The organism is Marinobacter sp. ST-43 (assembly GCF_030541085.1).
In the GTDB taxonomy this organism is placed as follows: Bacteria; Pseudomonadota; Gammaproteobacteria; order Pseudomonadales; family Oleiphilaceae; genus Marinobacter; species Marinobacter nauticus.
In genome coordinates this window covers 729,246-748,072 of record NZ_JASSVO010000001.1, presented here as the reverse complement: position 1 = coordinate 748,072, position 18,827 = coordinate 729,246, and the positions used below count along the sequence as shown (strand labels likewise).

The following is an 18,827-nucleotide window of genomic DNA, read 5'->3' as shown; positions in this document are numbered from 1 at the left end:
TATAGCGGTAACGGGGTAGGCTTTCGTCATTAATCATAAGGAGTGCAGTGGTGTTTGAGAGTTATCTGACAGGCCTGGTTGTGTGTGGCGGTATCATCGTGGCTATTGGTGCCCAGAATGCCTACGTTCTCAGCCAGGCCATTCGTCGTGAACACCATTGGTGGTCAGCAGGTTTGTGTATGACTTCGGATATCCTGCTGTTCACCCTGGGCATGTTTGGCGTGAGTGCAGCACTGATGGCCATGCCCGAGGCGCTGGATGTGCTCAGGTGGTTGGGCGTGGCGTTCCTGGGGCTGCTCGCAGGCCAGGCGTTCTATCGGGTTTTGAGGGGGCGCGCGTCGCTGGAGGCCGGGGAAGCTCGGCGCAGCACCGTCAAAGGTGTGATCCTTACAACATTGGCTGTCACCTTGCTGAACCCCCAGGTTTATCTGGACACGTTACTGCTGATTCCGGCCGTGGGTGCTCAGCAGCAGGATCCGGCCACGTTTGTGGCAGGTGCCAGCAGCGCGTCCGTGCTTTGGTTTGGTGCGCTGGCCTGGGCCGGTTCCCGACTGGCGCCATGGCTAGCCAGGCCTGCGGCGTGGCGTGTGATTGACGGTGTTATCGGCCTGATGATGGCTGCGATTGCTATTCAGCTCGCTGCAGGAGGGCTGTAACCCTATATCCTCTTTGCGCCTGAGATCGTTCGTGTAAAGGTTTCGCAAAACCCTGATCCCCGACTTCTTTTTCACGTATCAGTTCTCTATGGTTCGGTCTGATTTGAACTCATGGAGATATCTGAATGGCCTCTGCTACCCGTGCCGGGCATCGCTGGCTGAAGTGGGTTGGATTTCTGATTGTACTGTGCGCTTTGGCTTTCGCTGCCTTTTGGTACGCCCGCAACGGTAACGGCAATGAGCCGGCGTTGAATACCGTGGCGGTGAGCCGAGGCGACATCCAGAATCTGGTTTCGGCCACCGGCGTGCTTGAACCGAGCAATTATGTCGATGTGGGTGCACAGGTTTCCGGCCAGCTGGAGCTGATTCACGTACGAGTAGGCCAACCCGTTAGCACCGGCGATCTGCTGGCGGAAATCGACCCTACCGTCTATGTGGCGAAAGTGGATGCCACCCGCGCCCAGCTGAAGAACCAGCAGGCCCAGTTAGCCGATCGCAAGGCCCAGCTGCGGCTGGCGGAGACCCAGTTCCAGCGCCAGCAGAACCTGTGGCGCGAAGACGCGACCACACGGGAATCCCTGCAGACTGCCGAAGCATCGTTAGCGTCCGCCCGGGCGCAGTTGGCCATGCTTGAAGCCCAGATTGAACAGACCTCCTCCACACTGCGGGCCGAAGAAGCCAACCTGGGTTATGCGCGAATCTATGCGCCGATGGACGGGACCGTGGTGTCCATTGAAGCCCGCCAGGGACAAACCCTGAACGCCAGTCAGACCGCGCCGTTGCTTATGCGCATTGCCAACCTGAGCACCATGCGGGTGCGTGCCCAGGTGTCCGAGGCCGACGTCGGCAAGCTGCAACCGGGCATGCGGGTGTACTTCACCACACTCGGTGATGCCGAGCATAAGCTCTATGGAGAGTTGCAGTACATTGAGCCAACTCCCGAAGTAACCAACAACGTGGTGCTCTACAACGCCCTGTTTACGGTCGATAACCAGGAGGGGCGGTTGTTGCCCCAGATGACCGCCCAGGTATTCTTTATCCAGGATGAGGCGCTGAATGTATTGCGGGTGCCAGTCAGTGCGGTGGCGAGAAACCAGGTCAAGGTCCTGGATGCAAAAGGGCAGCCACAGATTCGGGACATCGAAACCGGCATCAGCAACCGGGTATACGTGGAGGTGCGGTCCGGGGTGAGCGAGGGTGACCAGGTCGTGCTCGCAAACCGGGATCCACGGGCCGCTCAGGGTGAGGGCAGATCTGCCTTTCGGGGTATGCTGAGATGAGCCCGCGGCCGTTGATTGAGCTTCATGGCATTACCCGATCCTTTGGTGAGGGTGAACTGGCGGTTCCTGTACTCAAAGGCATTGATCTGAAGATCTGGCCCGGTGAGTTTGTGGCCATTATGGGGCCATCGGGCTCCGGCAAGTCTACCCTGATGAACATCCTCGGCTGTCTGGATCAGCCCAGCGCTGGCCAGTACCGATTCAATGGCAGGGACGTATCCGCCCTGGACCGGGACGAACTGGCACTGCTTCGGCGTGACGCCTTTGGTTTTGTATTCCAGAGTTACAACCTGCTGCCCGGGATGACTGCCCGTGAGAATGTGGAGATCCCCGCCATTTACGCCGGAATGGCGCCGGCCGAGCGGCACGCAAGGGCAGAACGGTTACTCACCGGGCTTGGGCTGGGCGAGCGGCTGTCGCACAGGCCGGCACAGTTATCGGGTGGTCAGCAACAGCGAGTGTCTATTGCTCGGGCCCTGATGAATGGCGGCCAGTTGATCTTCGCAGACGAACCGACCGGTGCTCTGGACAGTAAAAGCAGCCAGGAAGTGATCCGGCTGTTAACCGATCTTTCTGAGCAGGGCCACACCATTATCCTGATCACCCACGACCCCGATGTGGCAACCGTGGCTCGTCGGCAAATTCGCATTGCCGATGGAGAGATTGTTGAGGACACCGGCGCAGAAGTGCCCTCAGTCGCGATGCCAGCAACCGAGCAGAATGGCCGTCGCCGTTCCCGCCTTGGTGACTGGCAGGAAGCCCTGAAAAGCGCGGTGCGTTCCCTGCACAGTAACCTGTTTCGGACGGCGTTGACCCTGCTTGGCATCGTAATCGGGGTTGCCTCAGTGATCACCATGCTGGCGATCGGGGAGGGGGCCCGAAAGGATGTGGTCGACAGAATCAGCACCATGGGCAGTGATCTGCTGCTGGTGCGCCCCGGTGGGCCCGATCAGCGGGGTGGGCGCTGGAGCGTGACCACGCTGGTACCATCTGACTTCAAAGCAATCAATGAGATAGAGGGTGTTCTTGCAGCAATACCTGAACTGACTGGCGGCCAGACGCTGCGCTATTCCAACCGGGATCACTCGGCCGAGATCAATGCCACCTCCTTCCGCTTCCCGGTTGCCCGCCAGTGGCCTGTGGTTGAAGGCACCTTCTTCAGCGCCGAGGATGAAGCCAGCTACGCAGCCGTGGCGGTACTTGGCAAAACCACCGCCAACGCCCTGTTTCCCGACGAAAGCCCTCTCGGCAAACACCTGATGGTTAACAACGTGCTGTTTCAGGTGATTGGTGTGATGGATGAAAAAGGCGCCTCTCCCATGGGGCAGGACCAGGACGATGTGGTGTTTGTTCCCTACACCACGGGCAGCCTGCGCATCTTCGGGCAAACGCACCTGCGCAACATCACCGTGGCTGTGGCCGATATCGATCGTATGGATGAGATCGAAGCCCTCATCCACGACACTCTGATGGCCCGCCATGGCATTGAGGACTTTACTATCCGCAACATGGCTTCATTGATTGAAACCATTTCGGAAACCCAGAATACGCTCACCTGGCTGCTGGGCTCTATTGCAGCAATTTCCCTGCTTGTGGGTGGTATCGGGGTTATGAATATCATGCTGGTGAGCGTCACCGAACGTACCCGCGAGATCGGTATTCGCATGGCCACTGGTGCCCGGGCGTGGAATATCCTGCAGCAGTTTCTGACCGAGGCCTGGCTGGTATCGGCCATTGGCGGGTTGATTGGTGTTGTCATCGGCATTGCGGCAACCCGGATTATTGGCTCCCTGGGAACACCCATTCACATGACGCTGCTACCCATGGCTCTGGCCTTTGGTTGCGCTTTTGCCACGGGCCTGCTGTTCGGGTTTCTGCCCGCCCGTAAGGCCGCCCATCTGGACCCTGTTCATGCCCTGGCCTCGGAGTAATGTTATGAGCCTTCGCCATATTGCTCTGTTGTCGGTGTTGCTGACCGGGTGCGCGAGCTTTCAGCCACAACCCGTTGATCTGCCGTTGAATCCGCCAGCCCAGTGGCACATCGGGGCTGGCGCCGGCGAAGCGGTTGGTGCGCGTTGGTGGTATACCTTCGATGATGAAGAACTCAACCGTTTAATAGACCGGGCACTTTCGAATAATCCGGATCTGGCTGCCACCGCTCAGGCAGTGATTCAGGCAGATTTGCAGTTGCGCAACGCCGGAGCTGCCTTGCTGCCGACCCTTGGTGCGTCGGGAAGCACGGGTAAACAGGCAAGCGAGGCCTCCGGCCAGGATCGTGTCACGAGTGGTTCGAGTAGCCTCGGGCTGTCGGTTGACTACGAGCTGGATCTCTGGGGTCGCCTGTCCGCCGCGGAAGCCGGGGCTCTCGCGGGTTTCCAGGCCTCGGAGTATGACTATGACGCCGCCCGAATGACGCTGGTGGCCTCGGTAGCCAGTACCTGGTTCGAATGGCAGGAGTTGCAGCAGCGTTTGGATATTGCGCGTCGGAATCTGGAACTGGGTGAAAAAACACTGGCCCTCGTCGAGGCCCGGTATCGTAACGGTGTGGCCGATCGCTCGGAATTGTCCCGCCAGCAAACCTCCGTACTGAACCTGAAGAATGCGGTGCCGCCACTGGAGTATCAGGCCAGGCAACGGTTGGCGGCCTTGCGGCTACTGACCGGGGATTATCCGTTTACGGAAGAGATTCCGGAGGCTGGGCTACTTGCGGTTCAAGTGCCGGAGATCAACCCGGAAACGCCGGCTAGCCTGGTTACCCGAAGACCGGACCTGGCGGCTGAGGAGGCTCGGCTGTTGGCCGCTAGTGCGGAGGTCGAGCAGGCCAGGGCGGCCTTGATGCCATCGGTGTCGCTCAGCGGCGCGGTTCGCTTCTCTACTAACAGCTTTGTAAGCCTGGCCGACCCATTGCAAACCGCCAATGGCCTGCTTGCCCTCAGCCAGACTTTGTTTGACGGAGGCCAGCGTCAAAACAATGTGGCCATTTCGGAATCCCGGCGGGTGGCTTTGTTGGCGAGTTACCGTGCCAGCCTGCTCTTGGCATTCCAGGAAGTAGGGGATGCACTCGACAGAGAAGCGCTGTACCTGGATCAGGAGCAGCGGTTACAGAGTATTCTCGCCCAGGCGGAAGAGACTTTGCGGTTGACCGAAGTGCGTTACCGGGAAGGGGCAGATGACTTGCTCACCTTGCTGGAAAGCCAGCGAACCGTATTTGATGCCCGGCAGCAGCTGAGCCAGGTGCGGTTGAATCGGCTGATTGCAGCGGTGGATCTTTACAAGGCGCTGGGAGGCGGCTGACAGGCCGATCATCAGGAGAGAGAAACGGCAGAAGCTACGGCGCCGGCTGAGGCAGTTCCCCTTCGATCAGAAACTGGTCCAGGCTGAATTCGTAAACCTGTTTGCTACCATCCGGTTCCGACAGGCTCATGGACACCTGGTTGGGCGACGTCACGGCAATCAGTTTTTGATAACTTCTGGGGGCGGCGTCCCGGAACACACTGGCATTGAACAAAGCTACATTGACGCCTTCGACGCCGTTGTCCGGATGGACGGGGAGCTCATAGAGGCCTGCCTGCAGAGCGCGGGCTGAGAGAAACTGGAAGGCGCCCACTTGCAGGCTGCGCATGTCGGTACCCAAGGCCTGGCTTTCCCGGTAGCTGACTGGATCTGCCAGCGTATGATGCAGATCCTGCCAGTGTTCAGACTGCAGCCGAACACCTCGTTCCGTGCGGAATCGGGCGCTGAACACCGTATGCAAGGTGGTTAACGGGCGCTTGAACGGGACTTTCAGATGGCTCATGAATACAAACCGATAAAACGCGGTTTCCGCCAGAGCCGTGGGAATGCTCATGGCTCCGTAAAACAGACTGGGTTCGAAACTGCGGCCAAAACGTGAGCCGTATTTCAGGGGCGGGTAGCGGAACGGGGTGGTCAGCAGGTAATGGCGTTTTCGGGCCGTGCCGGGCACCGGTGGTTTGTTGCTTTCCAGCAGTTCCTCCAGTCGATTCTGTTCCTGCATACTGTCTACGATGCGTGCCGTCGCGATGTCTTCCTGACTTTCCACCACCCGAAACAGGTTGCCTTGCAGCGGTGTGATGGACTGGGCAATCCGTTCCCGATAGTTCAAATCCGCCCCCGCATGGCGTCCAGGTAGTGAACCACCCGAACCAGGCCTTCCGTGCTCTGGATCATTTGTCTGGGTGTATCCTCAAAATAGTGGTTGGGCGTGTTCAGCCAATGGGTCATGGCCTCCCGTTCACCGCCGGTCAGTGCATAGACGCTGCGGTAAAGCCGGATAAACAACAGTGCCAGTTCACCCGACTTACTGGCCGGATCAATGCCGTCGCGGGTCAAACCTGTGCGGTTGCGGCCAACCACGGCCGCGATTTCCGCTTGTGGCAAACCAAAGGCTTTGGCTGCGTTCAGCAGGGCTTTGGACAGCAGAGCTTTATCGCTGGTTTCCGGTGCTGCACTAACAGCTTCTGGCATGCCCTGGCCTCCGTTGATGAATTTTCATCATTATAGGCTCCTCTGAATAAAAAGTCACCAAAAGGGCTAGCGCGGATAGCCGGTAATCTCCCGGATCTTTTTGTACAGTGGTTGCAGGCGAGGATACATATCCTGATAAACCTCCCGGTAGAGACGTTGATAAAGCGCAGATGCTTCCGGGTTGGGCTCGAATACCCGGCCGGTTCTGGTCATAGCCGTGACCGCCGTGTCGAAATCCGGGTGTAATCCCAGCCCCACGGCGGCATCAATAGCCGCTCCCAGTCCGGAGGTTTCATAGGTATGCGGGCGTTCCGCCGGCAGGCCAAATATATCCGCCGTCAATTGCATGGCCGCATCACTCTGGGAGCCGCCGCCTGCCACTCGAAGCCGCTTGATAGCCTGGCCGCTGCGTTTCTCGATGCGTTCCTTGCCTTCCTTCAAGGCGTAGGCCAGCCCTTCCAGTATGGCCCGATAGACGTGAGCTCGTGTGTGCACGTCGCCAAAGCCGATAATGGACCCCTTGGCTTCCGGGCCAGGTTGGCGCACGCCGGGGCTCCAGTAGGGCTGTAGCATCAAACCCATGGAGCCTGGCGGCACCGCATTCACCAGTTCGTCAAACAGGGCTTCGGGTTCAATGCCTTTCTGTTCTGCCAGCTTTTGCTCACGCAGCCCGAATTCCCGCTTGAACCAGCTCACCATCCAGAAACCCCGATAGATCATGACTTCGGTGGAGTAGTGGCCGGGCAGGGCAGACGGATACGGCGGCATGAACCGGGTGGGTTCCACATAGCGGGCATTGGTGGTGTTGATGGTGGCCGTGGTTCCATAGCTCATGCAGCCGGTCTCCGGAGACAGACCGCCGGAGCCGAGAATTTCGCAGGCTTTATCCGATGCCGCGGCGATGACGGGCAGTCCACCCGGCAGGCCAAGGTGCGCCGCCGCCTCAGGCAGCAGCGTTCCGATCTGCTCACCAGGTGGTATCAGTTCAGGCAGCATTCCCGGGGTCACCGGCATCACTTGCCATTTGAAATCCCGGTGGCCGGCCCAGCTCTGGCGTTTATAGTCAAAGGGCAGGTAGCCCACCTGACTGCCAGTGGAATCCCGGTATTCACCGGTCAGTCGGTAATTCAGGTAGCCTGATAGCAGCAGGTACTTGTGGGTTTTCGCCCAGATGTCCGGCTGATTCTGCGCAATCCAGTTCGCCTGGGTTTTTTCCCGGAATCGGCTGATGGTGTCTTCCAGGCGGGCAAGCTTGAACAGCCAGCCCCAGGGGCCTTTCACCGCCCCGTCTACCCGTGCATGGCGCTGATCCAGCCAGATGATGGCGGGCCGCAGGGGCTTGCCCCCACGATCGAGGTTGACCACCGTGCCGCGTTGCGTGGTAACGGTCACGCCCACCACCTGCTCCGGGCGGGCGCTGGTGGTTTGCCAGAGTTGCTGGCAAGCAATGCCAAGGTTGTCCCAGAAGTACTCCGGGTGCTGTTCTGCCCAGCCGGGTTGCTCGGAAAAGTAAGGCTCGATTTCCTGCTTGCCCTTACCCAACAAGTTACCCTGGGTGTCAAACAGCAGGGCGCGGATGCTCTGGGTGCCGTTGTCTATCGCCAGTATCAGTGGGGTCTCAGGCATCCCGGGCATCCTCGCCCATCGGCAGTTGGTAGGCCTTACGGTAGGTTGCCAGATACCGCTCTTGCTCCTGATCCCAGCGGGCATCATTCCAGCCAAGCAGGCTCTGGCATCGGTTGCGGATTTCAGGAAGTAAGCTGGCCGCCCCGTCAGGCAGGATCAGCCCCAGGCGGGTACGCCGCAGCATCAGATCATCCAGATGCTGAACCTGTTCATGGCGACAGGCCCATTCCAATTCGGCCCAGAGCAAACCGGTGTCCGGGATTTCGGTCGCGTCACCCTGGTTCAGAATAGACTGGCGGTGCGGGCCGTAATAGCCGCCCAGCCGATGCCAGGCCAGCGTCGGAATATCATCGGGTTTACGGTCGTTTGGCGTGGCCGTGAATACCCGTTGCTCGTCGCTACGAAGCCGGTCTTCATGCTGATCACCCAGGGCCATGGCCAACGCCTGTCGTGCCATCTGGCGGAAGGTGGTGAGCTTCCCGCCGGCGATGCTGATCAGGCCCTTGTCGTACCGAATGGCGTGTTCCCGATTCTCCCGGGACGGAGCTCTACCTCCGCCGTCGGTGACCACAGGTCGAACGCCCGCCCAGGTGGACAGCACGTCGGCCCGTTCAATGGTCGCACCGGGGAATAAACGGGTGGCAATTTGCAGCAGATAATTTACTTCCCCACCGGTGATGGCCGGCTCCTCGTTCAGATCTTTGGCGTGTTCGAGATCGGTTGTTCCCAGAACCGTGGCACCTGCCCAGGGGAAGGCAAATACAGGCCTTCGGTCATCCGGGTGCATCAGAGAAACCGCGCAGGTCACCGGCAGCTTGTGCCACGGAATGACCAGGTGACTGCCTCTCAGCGGTCGGATGGTGAGCGGGTGATCTGTCGCTGATTGTTTCTGCAACCGATCGGCCCAGGCGCCGGTAGCGTTAATAACGCATCGGGTATTGACCGTGATGGCGCTCTGCTCTGCATTCTCTTCGGCAGTCAGTCTTAATCCGCAGACAGTTCCGTTATCATCCCGATCGACGGCGGTCGCGGCGACGTAGTTCAGGCACATGGCGCCGTCGTGGGAGGCTTCGGCAATCAGCCTTTGGACCAGGCGGGCATCGTCTGTCACCGCATCGGTAAAACGACTGGTGGCGCGCAGGTTGGTAGTATCGAGCCCCGGGGCCCAGTTCAGGGTTTCCGCTGGCGTATATTTCTGATGGCTGCGGGTGCCGGCCAGGCGGTCGTACATGGCCAGCAGCATCTGGAACAGCCCGGGGCCCGGGAAACTGCCTTTGTAGTGGGGCATCAGGAAAGGCAGTGGATCGACCAGTCCAGGCGCTTCCAGCAACATGCGTTCGCGTTCCCGGACAGCATCGCGGGTTAACCCGATGTGTCCGCTGGCCAGATAGCGAAGTCCGCCATGGACCATCTTGGAAGAGCGGCTGGAGGTGCCCCAGGCGAAATCTTTCTGCTCCACCAGCAGCGTCTTCAATCCGCTGCCCGCGGCTTCGCGGGCAACGCCGGCGCCGGTAATGCCGCCGCCCACCACTACCACATCGAAGGTCTGCGTTTCGCCCTTCAGGTTTTCCAATATCTGTTGTCGATCCATGATCACTTCAATCCAGCAGAGTTTTGGGATTCAGGCGCTGGTCCGGATCAAAGCTCTGGGTCAGCGAACGAATTGCACGCATACCCAGCTCTCCCTTTTCGACAGGGAGGAAGGGGGCATGGTCCTTGCCTACGCCATGCTGATGGCTGATGGTGCCCCGGTTCCGCACGATCAGGTCTGAGGTGGTGTTTTTCAGATGTTGCCAGCGGCTCAGGGTCTCGTCATAGCTATCCGCAACCCGGAAAACATAGGTTGTATAGATGGAACAACCCTGGCCGTAAAAGTGGGACAGGTGGGTAAATACGTGGGTTCGCTCGTTCTTGTCTGCCAGACCTTCCCTGAGGTTGGTTTCAATCCGGTTCATCAGGGTATCAACGTTGTCCCAGTCGGTGGCGGTTTCCAGGGTGTCCACGGCATAGCCTATTTGCCACAGGGCTTCGCGCAGGTAGGGCATGGTGAAGCGCTTCTCCGCCCACTTCGCGCCAAGTTTTGTGCCGGTATAGACACCTTTGTAGTCACTGCAGAGTTTGCGGGCCTCCGTAAGTGCTCCCCGGCACTGGGCTTTGCTGCCGGTTACGCCAAAGGTCATCATGCATTTGCCGTCTTCCGCACCGCGGAAAGCCAGAAAACGTTCCAGTAGCCCGATCAGTTTCGGATGCCCGGCCAGCGCCAGCTGGGTTTCGGTTTCAATGGCGTTGCTCAGTCGTAGCATGGAAAGCTGAACCCGGTTCTGAACCAGCTTGCGAGCGGCGGTTCGGGCCTTGTCCCAGTCCGGGAAGAACACCACGTGAAAGCTTTCCTGTTCAGGCAGACGGCTGATCCGGGCTTTGACCTCGGTAATCAGGCCCAGCCGGCCCTCGGAACCGAGGATCATTTCCCTGACATCCGGGCCGGCGCTGGAGGCCGGAATGGTGGGGATTGTCAGGGTGCCTTGCAGGGTTTCAATCCGGCCGCCGGCAAACAGCTGTTCTATGCGGCCGTACCGCAGTGACTGCTGGCCACTGGAGCGGGATGCCACCCAGCCGCCAATCGTGGAGAGCTCGAACGACTGAGGGAAGTGTCCCAGGGTATAGCCATGGGCTCTTAACTGGGATTCCACCAGTGGGCCGGGGGTGCCTGCTCCGAAGGTGGCGATCTGGCTTTCCCGATCGAGGTCCATCAGGCGGTTAAGATTTGCAAGACTGACGGTCAGAACCGGTTTGCCCTGGTCTACCGGGTTGATGTGGCCAGCCACGCTGGTGCCACCCCCGTAGGGGATCAGTTGGATATCCTTGTCGTTAGCGTAATGGAGCAGGGCGCGAACATCGGTACTGGTGTTCGGGAAGGCCACGCCGTCCGGGAACTCGCCAATATCACCGCTGCGCATGGCCAGCCAGTCTGGCAGGCTTTGGCCCCGGGCGTGCCGGACCCGGGTTTCCGGGCTTCGGTCAATCAGATCGTCAACTCGGGCATCCGAGGGCAACCGGGATCCCGGAACCTGCTCACAAGCGGCATCCAGGGTGATATCCGCCAGCGGGGAGCCGCCTCCCACACGATCTGTGAGAAAGGCCTGACCTTGCTCCGGTAATTCCAGTGAGAACTGTTCGTCACCCCATCCATTCCAGCGTCGCATTCTGTACTGCTCCATCGTTTATCGAATTGCGGGCATTCTAACGGCTGGCCGGCCGTTACCAGTGTCAGAGAGCGACAAGCTCACTGTCATTTGCCGACAATCGGTATTCACAGCGCGTTCTTCTCAAGGGCGGAGGGCTTCGGTCAGCCTGTCGTTAAGATCCCGCCAATGCTCCAGCTTCCGGGCATCGCCAATTCTGGCATTGTCGCCGGATGTGCGATTCAGCCACAGGCCTTCACCGTTGAAGCTGTAAACCGGTTCCAGATCGTTTCTCTGGGAAGCCGGTTTGATGTCATTGATCAGGTTGTCGAGAATCAACGGGTCGGAGCCCGGCGTTTTATACCAGGCCAGAACCATATGGGCCTGGTTCAACTCCAGTGCCTTGACGTAGATAATCCGGAGTTGGTCATCCGGGACGCCCATGGCCCTCAAGGTGAGGTACTTGGCGATGGAGAAATCTTCACAGTCACCGCCGTTGGTGGTGAGCAACTCCACCGGCGTGGCCCAGTAGTCTTCCTGGCCCCAGTGGCGGATGTCGCTGACAAACGTCACCCGGTTGAAGAAGGAATTAACCAGCCGAAGCTGGCGATCTGTCGGAGCGTTGGCAGCCAGCGCATGCAGGCGTTGCCAGTTCTCAAGCCGCTGGTGCGCGGCCTCGCCGAACTCTTCCAGCACATAGGTCATCAGGCGGCTGCTTAATTCAAGTGCGCTGACAACAGACACGGTAAGGATAAGGGGAAGCAACAGGGACTGGCGACGTGTAAGTCTGCTTGCCGCTTCCATGGCGGGCCTCAGTTGTTGTTCTGAAGCCGCTGGCGTAACTGTTCCAGCCGTTGACGGATTTCCTCTCGCCGCTGTTGCTGGTCGGCCGACGAGGCGCTGGTTTGGGGGCGTGCTCTTTGCACCTGAACCTCTTGCTGTGGGGGAGCTTCGTAGGCAGGCTCGTCATTGCTTGCGAAATCGTCCCCGGAGCGATCTTCGGTCTCCGGGAAGTAGAGGTTTTCCAGTTTGCCGGATCGTTCAATGATGACCCGATTGGCAAACACAGTACGAAGCCTGGCATTTCCGGGCAGTTCATCACCCACCAGAAAGGCCTCGGTTTTGCCTTTGTCGTCTTCGATCAGGGCGCTGCCGGGGAAGTCGCCGTCTGCTGCCAGCACACCGCGCAAGGACAGGCGAAGGTTGGTTTCCGGCAGGTTCTCTGTGTTGGTGTCTTCATTTTGCGGGGTGGCAGTCGCCGAGCCGAACACTTCCAGATCCGACAACTGAACATCAGGCACGGTTCTGGCCTGATCTGCACCTGTTGAAGCTTCCCGGGTCGGTTGGGGCGGGGTACGTTGGGTTTCATTCTGCCAGAACTGATAGCCTTGCCAGCCGGTCAGCGCCAGCATGGCCGTTGCTGCTGCTATGGCCAGAAGCAGCGGAGTCCTTCGATCAATTGCAAGCATTGTCGTTCCTGAATGCATTGGGAAATCGTAAAAAGCTCACAGGTTATCAGACTGCAATGAATTAGTGGCAGTATAGTGTATAGAGTTGTTCAGTGGTTCCCATTCCTGTGGTAGCCTTTTTGCTTACGCTGACAACGTGGAGGGCCGTCGTAATGGGTGGCCCCATAAGAACAATCAGTGACCAGACGGATTAACGAGGACGAGCTTGACCACCCAAACCGACATTCAGCCGCAGGATGCGCCGCTGGGCCGACTTCCCTTTACCTTCGCCAAGCGTAATGGAGTCATCCTTACCCGCAACGAAGAGGGCGAGCCGGTCATTCTCGTGCGCCCGGGGGCTTCCCACACCGCACTGGCCGAGGCAAACCGCGTGAGCGGTGGCCGGGCGAAGTTCTCTACCGTCGAACCGGACCGCTTCGACCAGGCCCTGAATGCCGCCTATCAGAATGATTCGGCGGAAGCCATGCAAATGGTGGAGGGGATCGGTGACGACATGGATCTGGCCTCCCTGGCGGACTCAGTTCCGGAAACGGAGGATCTGCTGGAGCAGGAGGACGACGCTCCCATTATCCGCCTCATTAACGCCATTCTTACCGAGGCGGTCAAAACCAACGCCTCGGACGTTCACATCGAAACCTATGAGAAACAGCTGATTGTCCGGTTCCGGATTGACGGCGTGTTGCGGGAAGTGGTCCAGCCCAAGCGGGCGCTGGCACCATTATTGGTCTCGCGGATCAAGGTTATGGCAAAACTCGATATTGCAGAAAAGCGGGTACCCCAGGACGGCCGCATTGCTTTGAGGGTGGCCGGCCGGGAAGTTGATATCCGGGTGTCGACCATGCCTTCGTCCAGTGGTGAACGGGTGGTACTGCGCCTGCTCGACAAACAGGCGGGCACCATTCGGCTGGAGTCACTCGGCATGGCCGGGCAGGATCTGAAAACCCTGCGCAAGCTGATCTATCGTCCGTACGGTATTCTGCTGGTGACCGGTCCCACAGGTTCCGGTAAATCCACCACGCTTTACGCCTCGCTGCAGGAAATCAATGATCGTAGCCGCAATATACTGACGGTCGAGGATCCGATCGAGTACAACCTGCCGGGGATTGGGCAGACCCAGGTGAACCCGAAAGTGGATATGACCTTTGCTCGGGGCCTGCGAGCCATTCTGCGCCAGGATCCGGATGTGGTGATGATCGGGGAAATCCGGGATCTGGAAACTGCGGAGATTGCCGTTCAGGCGAGTCTGACCGGGCACCTTGTGTTGTCTACCCTGCACACAAATACCGCCGTGGGTGCCATTACCCGTTTGATGGACATGGGTATCGAGCCTTTCCTGATCTCCTCCAGTCTTGTCGGTATCGTTGCGCAACGGCTGGTGCGGGTGCTCTGTACCCACTGCCGCGAGCCCTATATGCCTACCGAAGAGCATTGTGAGTTCCTCCAGCAGGACCCGGCCAACCCGCCCACCATCTTCCGCGCCAAAGGCTGTGAGCATTGTAACCAGTTGGGCTATCGGGGCCGGATTGGTATCTACGAAGTGGTCGAGATCACGGAAGAAATCAGCACCCTTATTCATAAACGCGCAGGGGAGCTGGATCTGGAACGGGAGGCCCGCCTGCACAGCCCGAGTATTCATGCCGATGGCGTTCAGAAGATTCTGGATGGCGTAACCACGGTGGAAGAAGTACTGCGTGTGACCCACCGGAGCCAGTAATCCATGCCGGCCTACGAATACAAAGCTCTGGATGCCAGAGGCAAGCAGAAACAGGGCGTGCTGGAAGCCGACGCGCCCAGAGCGGTGCGCCAGCAACTCCGGGAAAAGGGGCTGACCCCGCTGGCGGTAGAAGCGGCCGTAGAAAAACAGGCCCGTAGCAACCCACTGAGTAGCCGCGGCTCTCTGAGCGCAGCCGATCTCGCGCTGGTCACCCGACAGCTGGCCACGCTAATCCAGTCCGGGATTCCGGTCGAGCAGGCACTGAGTGCGGCCGCCCAGCAATCCACCAAGCCGCGGATTCGCAGCATGCTGATTGCTATCCGGGCCAAGGTGATGGAAGGCTACACACTGGCGGACAGCTTCGGTGAATTCCCCAAGGCCTTTCCCCGGCTCTACCGCTCCACGGTCGCTGCCGGTGAACATGCCGGGCATCTGGACCTGGTGCTGAACCGGCTGGCGGACTACACGGAAAGTCGCCAGGAAGCCCGCCAGAAGATTCAGTTGGCTGCGATTTACCCGATTATCCTGAGTGTCGTAGCTATTGCCATTGTGGTGTTCCTGCTCACCTATGTGGTGCCCGACATTATCGAGGTCTTTCTCAAGCAGGGACAGGAGCTGCCCGGGCTGACGGTGGCTATGCTCTCGGTGTCGGAATTTCTCGGCAGTTTCGGAGTCTACCTTCTAGTCTTGCTGGTGGTGGCGATCATCGGCTTCCGTTTCGCGTTGACGAAACCGGCGGTGCGCCTGAAGTTTCACAAGCGGCTACTTCACCTGCCGCTGTTTGCAGGCATGGTACGAGGCGTGAATACGGCCCGCTACGCCAGTACCCTGAGCATTCTGACCACCAGTGGTGTACCACTGGTTGAAGCGATGCGCATTGCCGGGGAGGTGCTTTCCAACGATTATCTCCGGCAGGAACTGCGGGAGGCTGCCCGGAAGGTCAGTGAAGGGGGATCGTTGCACCGTTCACTGGACCAGACCGGTTACTTCCCGCCAATGATGCTGCATATGATTGCCAGTGGCGAGGCCAGTGGCGAGCTGGACAGTATGCTTGAACGCACGGCCCGCATGCAGGAAAACACCCTGCAATCCAAGATCGCCGCTATTGTGGGATTGTTTGAACCCATGATGCTGCTGTTCATGGGGGCGGTGGTGCTGATTATTGTTCTGGCGATCATGCTGCCGATTCTGAACATGAGCAACCTGGTGGGATGATGGCCCGCCGTCGGGCCAGCAAGGAAGCCAGAAAACTTTTCTGAAAGCGACGAGAAACAACGGACCCAAGATGAGTGAAACTATGAGCATGAACCAACCGAAAGCGCTGGCCCGGACCAAGGGCTTCACCCTGATCGAAATCATGGTAGTGATGGTCATTCTCGGCCTGTTGGTGGCAATTGTGGCGCCCAACATCATGGGGCGCAGTGATCAGGCCAAAGTAACGGTGGCCGAAACCCAGATCAGTAACATCGCCAACGCACTGGACCTGTATCGCCTGGACAACAGCCATTATCCCTCTACCCAGCAGGGCCTTGAAGCACTGGTCAACAAGCCCAGCGGCAGCCCTGAGCCCAAGAACTGGAACCCGGATGGCTACCTGAAAAATGTTCCCGAAGACCCCTGGGGTAACAACTACCAGTATGTCAGCCCTGGTGTAGACGGGCCGTACGATCTGTATTCCTATGGTTCTGACGGCCAGGAAGGCGGGGATGGCGATGCCGCTGATATCAGCGTCTGGGACAGCGGGAACTGATTGATTGTGGGCCGCAGGGCTGACCAAAACGGCTTTACGCTGATCGAGATTCTGGTAGTCCTGATCATCGTCGGACTGCTGGCGGCACTGGCGGTGTTCAATATGGCCGGCAGCTCCCAGCAGCGCGAGCTGGAAAGCCAGGTTCGGGAGCTCTACCTCCTGATGCAAACGGCACAGGAACAGGCGGTTCTCAATAACCTGGAAATGGGCTTGCTGCTGGAAGAAGACGGTTATCGGTTCGTGGCGTTTCAGGATAAGACAGGCGAGTGGAAATCCTCAGGTGAGCGCATATTCCACAAGCGAACCCTCCCGGAATGGTTGACCGTTACCCAGTATATCGAAAGTGACGCTCCGCGACTGGCCTCGGCCGAGGATCGGCTCAGGCCAGACGTGGTGTTCTTCTCCAGTGGTGAAACCACACCGTTTGAAATCGAATTCACCCTGGGCCGGGACACTGACCTGATGCACGTGGTTGCTTCAGATGGCGTCTCGCCGTTGGAATGGCGCAAACCTGGTTCCGGGGATGAGTCATGAGTCGGCCTCAGCGTGGTTTCACCCTGATTGAAGTCCTCGTCGCATTGCTCGTGTTCGGTCTGATTGCAACGGCCGCCGCCGAAGTGGGCGGGAATTACATCACCAGTTTCGAGCGCATACGTGACAAGACGCTGGCAGGCTGGGTGGCGGAAAACCGGATTAACGAACTACGGCTTCAGGATGAGCTGCCAGGGATTTCGGAGAATTCGGAAGATACCGACTTCGGAAATTTCCGCTGGCGGGTCACCACCGTTGTTGAGGCTACGGCAGAGCCCACGATGCGGCGGATTGAGGTAACCGTAGCCAAATACTCCGGGGCGCAATCAGAACCGTTTGCCGTCCATACCCTGGCTGCCTTCCTGGGAGAAACCTGATGAGCATGCCCGCGCGCCAGGTCAGGTTAGCCGGGGAGTCCGGTTTTACGCTGATGGAGGTACTGATTGCCGTCACTATCACAGCCGTGATCGGGCTGGGTGTTTGGCAGGTGGTGAGCAGTGTAATGAACTCCCGGGACCGGGTGGATGAGGTTGCCCAGGCGTTCGACGGTTTGCAGAAAACCATGTTGCTGCTGGAACGTGACATCACCCAGATCATCAACCGGCCCGCCCGGGATGTTTATGGTGATTATTCACCGTCCTTAACCTCAAGGGATGATGCGTTTGCGTTGATGCTGACCCGCCAGGGTTGGCGCAATCCGCTTGGTCTCCGGCGTAGCGGTCTGCAGCGCGTCGGCTGGGAATATACCGGAACTGAACTGCGCCGTCGGTATTGGCCTGTGGTGGATCAGGGGCAGGAAGACGAAAGCCTGGACATTCTGATGCTGGACGAGGTTCTGGAGTTTGAAATCCGGTTTCTGGATGAGAACGGTAACTGGCAGGAGCAATGGCCGGAAGATGACGCTTTGGCGCAGATGACGCCGGGTACCCGACCCGACATCTCCTTGCCTCGTGGGATTGAGATTACACTGGAACATGAACGCTTTGGTGAGTTGGTCCGCACATTCAGCTTGCCGGATTTTGAACCGTCGCAGGCCCAGGCGGTGATCAATCAGCAACAGGAGACTCAGACCGAGTCGGAAGATGACGCGGCTGAAGACGGATCTGGCCAGGCCGCGGGCGGGGTGACCGGCAATGATTAAGTTTGCCGGGAGCAGGCAGCAGGGCGTCGCCCTGATCATGGTGCTGTTGGCGATGGCTCTGGTGGTATTGATGGCATCGGGCATGACCCGCCAGCAAAGCCTGCGGGTGTTCAAGGCTGGCCATTACCTGGCCCAGCAACAAGGCCAGAGTATTGCTCTGGGTGCCGAGGAATTTGCCAAGCGTATTCTGGTTCGGGACTACGAAGAGGATAAGGAAAACAGTGTGATGGTCGACAGCCCGGATGAGTTCTGGGCCATGCACGCTGCCATTCTGCCTCTGGACGACAGTGGTGTTGCCGAGGTCCAGATCGATGATCTTGGAGGAAGAATCAACCTGAATAATCTGGTCACCGCGAGCGGAGAAGTGGACCCCATCACCAAAGACCGGCTCACCCGGTTATTTCGTGCTCTGGGTATCACCGGCCTCACCGTAGACCCGCTCATTGACTGGATGGACGCCGACGACCAGGCCATCAGTGCTTATGGCGCCGAAGACGGCCAGTATCTGATGGCAGACCCTCCGTATCGCACTGGCAACCAGCCCTTTGTTTCCATTACCGAGTTGCGTCTGATTGAGGGCATGACCGAGGAAATCTATGCTGCGCTGCGGCCTCATCTGGTGGCACTGCCAGTCTCTGGCGTCGGCATTAACGTGAATACTGCGACGGCGCAGGTTCTGATGAGTCTGCACGAGGATATGAATGAGGCTCAGGCGGAATCGATTATTGCCAAGCGCGAAGAAGAACGATTCGAAAACCTTCAGGATTTCCTGGCACTGCCGGAGTTCTCGGGGATGGGCCTGAAAGCCAACGGGTTAACGCTTCAGACCCGTTTTTTTGAAGTTGTCTCACGGATTACCTACGATAATCGTGTCGTCAATATGGTCAGCACCGTGTATAGAAACCCGGAGGGCGAAGTCCGGACGGTTCACAGGGATACCGGGCAGAAGAATCGCATTACCAAGGAACCTTACACTTTCTCAGAAGGATAACC

Annotated in this window: 18 protein-coding genes; 11 read left to right on the top strand and 7 right to left on the bottom strand. The window is 58.8% G+C overall.

Annotation, left to right across the window (positions count from 1 at the left end):
* Positions 1–50 precede the first annotated feature (50 nt).
* The 4 genes from QPL98_RS03520 (at position 51) to QPL98_RS03505 (ending at position 5,230) form a co-directional block, all read left to right on the top strand.
* The gene (locus QPL98_RS03520; RefSeq protein WP_278349986.1) at positions 51–656 is read left to right on the top strand and encodes a LysE/ArgO family amino acid transporter; all 606 of its coding nucleotides are present in this window, start codon (positions 51–53) and stop codon (positions 654–656) included.
* 125 nt (positions 657–781) lie between these two features.
* On the top strand, positions 782–1,936 hold the full coding sequence (locus tag QPL98_RS03515; protein WP_303292688.1) for an efflux RND transporter periplasmic adaptor subunit: 1,155 nt from the start codon (positions 782–784) through the stop codon (positions 1,934–1,936).
* Positions 1,933–3,867: a MacB family efflux pump subunit gene (locus QPL98_RS03510; protein WP_303292687.1), complete on the top strand. Its 1,935-nt coding sequence runs from the start codon at positions 1,933–1,935 to the stop codon at positions 3,865–3,867. Before QPL98_RS03515 ends, QPL98_RS03510 begins: the two co-directional genes overlap by 4 nt.
* A 4-nt stretch (positions 3,868–3,871) precedes the next feature.
* The gene (locus QPL98_RS03505; RefSeq protein ID WP_303292686.1) at positions 3,872–5,230 is read left to right on the top strand and encodes an efflux transporter outer membrane subunit; all 1,359 of its coding nucleotides are present in this window, start codon (positions 3,872–3,874) and stop codon (positions 5,228–5,230) included.
* Between the two features lie 34 nt (positions 5,231–5,264).
* Here the strand turns inward: QPL98_RS03505 and QPL98_RS03500 are convergent, their stop codons facing one another.
* The 7 genes from QPL98_RS03500 to QPL98_RS03470 form a co-directional block, all read right to left on the bottom strand.
* Positions 5,265–6,059 (bottom strand): RES family NAD+ phosphorylase, encoded by a 795-nt coding sequence (locus QPL98_RS03500; RefSeq protein WP_303292685.1) that lies wholly within the window; start codon positions 6,057–6,059, stop codon positions 5,265–5,267.
* Positions 6,056–6,421, bottom strand: a complete 366-nt coding sequence (locus QPL98_RS03495; protein WP_011784835.1) for an MbcA/ParS/Xre antitoxin family protein — start codon at positions 6,419–6,421, stop codon at positions 6,056–6,058. The genes QPL98_RS03500 and QPL98_RS03495 overlap by 4 nt, the downstream gene beginning before the upstream one ends.
* 66 nt (positions 6,422–6,487) lie before the next feature.
* Positions 6,488–8,047: an FGGY-family carbohydrate kinase gene (locus tag QPL98_RS03490; protein WP_303292684.1), complete on the bottom strand. Its 1,560-nt coding sequence runs from the start codon at positions 8,045–8,047 to the stop codon at positions 6,488–6,490.
* Positions 8,040–9,638, bottom strand: a complete 1,599-nt coding sequence (locus QPL98_RS03485) for a glycerol-3-phosphate dehydrogenase/oxidase (RefSeq protein ID WP_199452622.1) — start codon at positions 9,636–9,638, stop codon at positions 8,040–8,042. Before QPL98_RS03485 ends, QPL98_RS03490 begins: the two co-directional genes overlap by 8 nt.
* 7 nt (positions 9,639–9,645) lie before the next feature.
* On the bottom strand, positions 9,646–11,250 hold the full coding sequence (locus QPL98_RS03480; RefSeq protein ID WP_303292683.1) for an FAD-binding oxidoreductase: 1,605 nt from the start codon (positions 11,248–11,250) through the stop codon (positions 9,646–9,648).
* 123 nt (positions 11,251–11,373) lie between these two features.
* Complete coding sequence (locus tag QPL98_RS03475) at positions 11,374–12,033, bottom strand: transglutaminase-like cysteine peptidase (protein WP_014421651.1); 660 nt, start codon at positions 12,031–12,033, stop codon at positions 11,374–11,376.
* Between the two features lie 8 nt (positions 12,034–12,041).
* Complete coding sequence (locus QPL98_RS03470) at positions 12,042–12,698, bottom strand: type II secretion system protein N (protein ID WP_303292682.1); 657 nt, start codon at positions 12,696–12,698, stop codon at positions 12,042–12,044.
* 205 nt (positions 12,699–12,903) lie between these two features.
* On the opposite strand from QPL98_RS03470, the gene gspE reads away from it, so the two are divergent.
* The 7 genes from gspE to gspK all read left to right on the top strand — a co-directional run bounded on the left by gspE (position 12,904) and on the right by gspK (position 18,825).
* Positions 12,904–14,412 carry a type II secretion system ATPase GspE gene (gene gspE / locus QPL98_RS03465; RefSeq protein ID WP_022992398.1) on the top strand — a complete coding sequence of 503 codons (1,509 nt, stop codon included), beginning with the start codon at positions 12,904–12,906 and terminating at the stop codon, positions 14,410–14,412.
* A gap of 3 nt (positions 14,413–14,415) precedes the next feature.
* The gene (gene gspF / locus QPL98_RS03460) at positions 14,416–15,627 is read left to right on the top strand and encodes a type II secretion system inner membrane protein GspF (protein ID WP_011784842.1); all 1,212 of its coding nucleotides are present in this window, start codon (positions 14,416–14,418) and stop codon (positions 15,625–15,627) included.
* Positions 15,628–15,715: 88 nt separating this feature from the next.
* Positions 15,716–16,162, top strand: a complete 447-nt coding sequence (gene gspG / locus QPL98_RS03455) for a type II secretion system major pseudopilin GspG (protein WP_031210904.1) — start codon at positions 15,716–15,718, stop codon at positions 16,160–16,162.
* A gap of 6 nt (positions 16,163–16,168) precedes the next feature.
* On the top strand, positions 16,169–16,696 hold the full coding sequence (gene gspH, locus QPL98_RS03450; protein ID WP_014421646.1) for a type II secretion system minor pseudopilin GspH: 528 nt from the start codon (positions 16,169–16,171) through the stop codon (positions 16,694–16,696).
* The gene (gene gspI, locus QPL98_RS03445) at positions 16,693–17,070 is read left to right on the top strand and encodes a type II secretion system minor pseudopilin GspI (RefSeq protein ID WP_011784845.1); all 378 of its coding nucleotides are present in this window, start codon (positions 16,693–16,695) and stop codon (positions 17,068–17,070) included. Before gspH ends, gspI begins: the two co-directional genes overlap by 4 nt.
* On the top strand, positions 17,070–17,834 hold the full coding sequence (gene gspJ, locus QPL98_RS03440) for a type II secretion system minor pseudopilin GspJ (protein WP_199452619.1): 765 nt from the start codon (positions 17,070–17,072) through the stop codon (positions 17,832–17,834). Before gspI ends, gspJ begins: the two co-directional genes overlap by 1 nt.
* Positions 17,827–18,825, top strand: coding sequence for a type II secretion system minor pseudopilin GspK (gspK, locus tag QPL98_RS03435; protein ID WP_011784847.1), 999 nt, complete (start codon positions 17,827–17,829; stop codon positions 18,823–18,825). Before gspJ ends, gspK begins: the two co-directional genes overlap by 8 nt.
* The last annotated feature ends 2 nt before the right edge of the window (positions 18,826–18,827 follow it).

Excerpts from the sequence above, each read along its gene's own strand:
- gspJ (WP_199452619.1), top strand. The coding sequence starts at position 17,070 with ATGAGCATGCCCGCGCGCCAGGTCAGGTTAGCCGGGGAGTCCGGTTTT.
- gspF (WP_011784842.1), top strand. The coding sequence starts at position 14,416 with ATGCCGGCCTACGAATACAAAGCTCTGGATGCCAGAGGCAAGCAGAAA.
- gspI (WP_011784845.1), top strand. The coding sequence starts at position 16,693 with ATGAGTCGGCCTCAGCGTGGTTTCACCCTGATTGAAGTCCTCGTCGCA.
- QPL98_RS03510 (WP_303292687.1), top strand. The coding sequence starts at position 1,933 with ATGAGCCCGCGGCCGTTGATTGAGCTTCATGGCATTACCCGATCCTTT.
- QPL98_RS03470 (WP_303292682.1), bottom strand. The coding sequence starts at position 12,698 with ATGCTTGCAATTGATCGAAGGACTCCGCTGCTTCTGGCCATAGCAGCA.
- QPL98_RS03480 (WP_303292683.1), bottom strand. The coding sequence starts at position 11,250 with ATGCGACGCTGGAATGGATGGGGTGACGAACAGTTCTCACTGGAATTA.
- gspG (WP_031210904.1), top strand. The coding sequence starts at position 15,716 with ATGAACCAACCGAAAGCGCTGGCCCGGACCAAGGGCTTCACCCTGATC.
- QPL98_RS03490 (WP_303292684.1), bottom strand. The coding sequence starts at position 8,047 with ATGCCTGAGACCCCACTGATACTGGCGATAGACAACGGCACCCAGAGC.
- QPL98_RS03505 (WP_303292686.1), top strand. The coding sequence starts at position 3,872 with ATGAGCCTTCGCCATATTGCTCTGTTGTCGGTGTTGCTGACCGGGTGC.
- QPL98_RS03485 (WP_199452622.1), bottom strand. The coding sequence starts at position 9,638 with ATGGATCGACAACAGATATTGGAAAACCTGAAGGGCGAAACGCAGACC.
- QPL98_RS03515 (WP_303292688.1), top strand. The coding sequence starts at position 782 with ATGGCCTCTGCTACCCGTGCCGGGCATCGCTGGCTGAAGTGGGTTGGA.
- QPL98_RS03495 (WP_011784835.1), bottom strand. The coding sequence starts at position 6,421 with ATGCCAGAAGCTGTTAGTGCAGCACCGGAAACCAGCGATAAAGCTCTG.
- gspK (WP_011784847.1), top strand. The coding sequence starts at position 17,827 with ATGATTAAGTTTGCCGGGAGCAGGCAGCAGGGCGTCGCCCTGATCATG.
- QPL98_RS03475 (WP_014421651.1), bottom strand. The coding sequence starts at position 12,033 with ATGGAAGCGGCAAGCAGACTTACACGTCGCCAGTCCCTGTTGCTTCCC.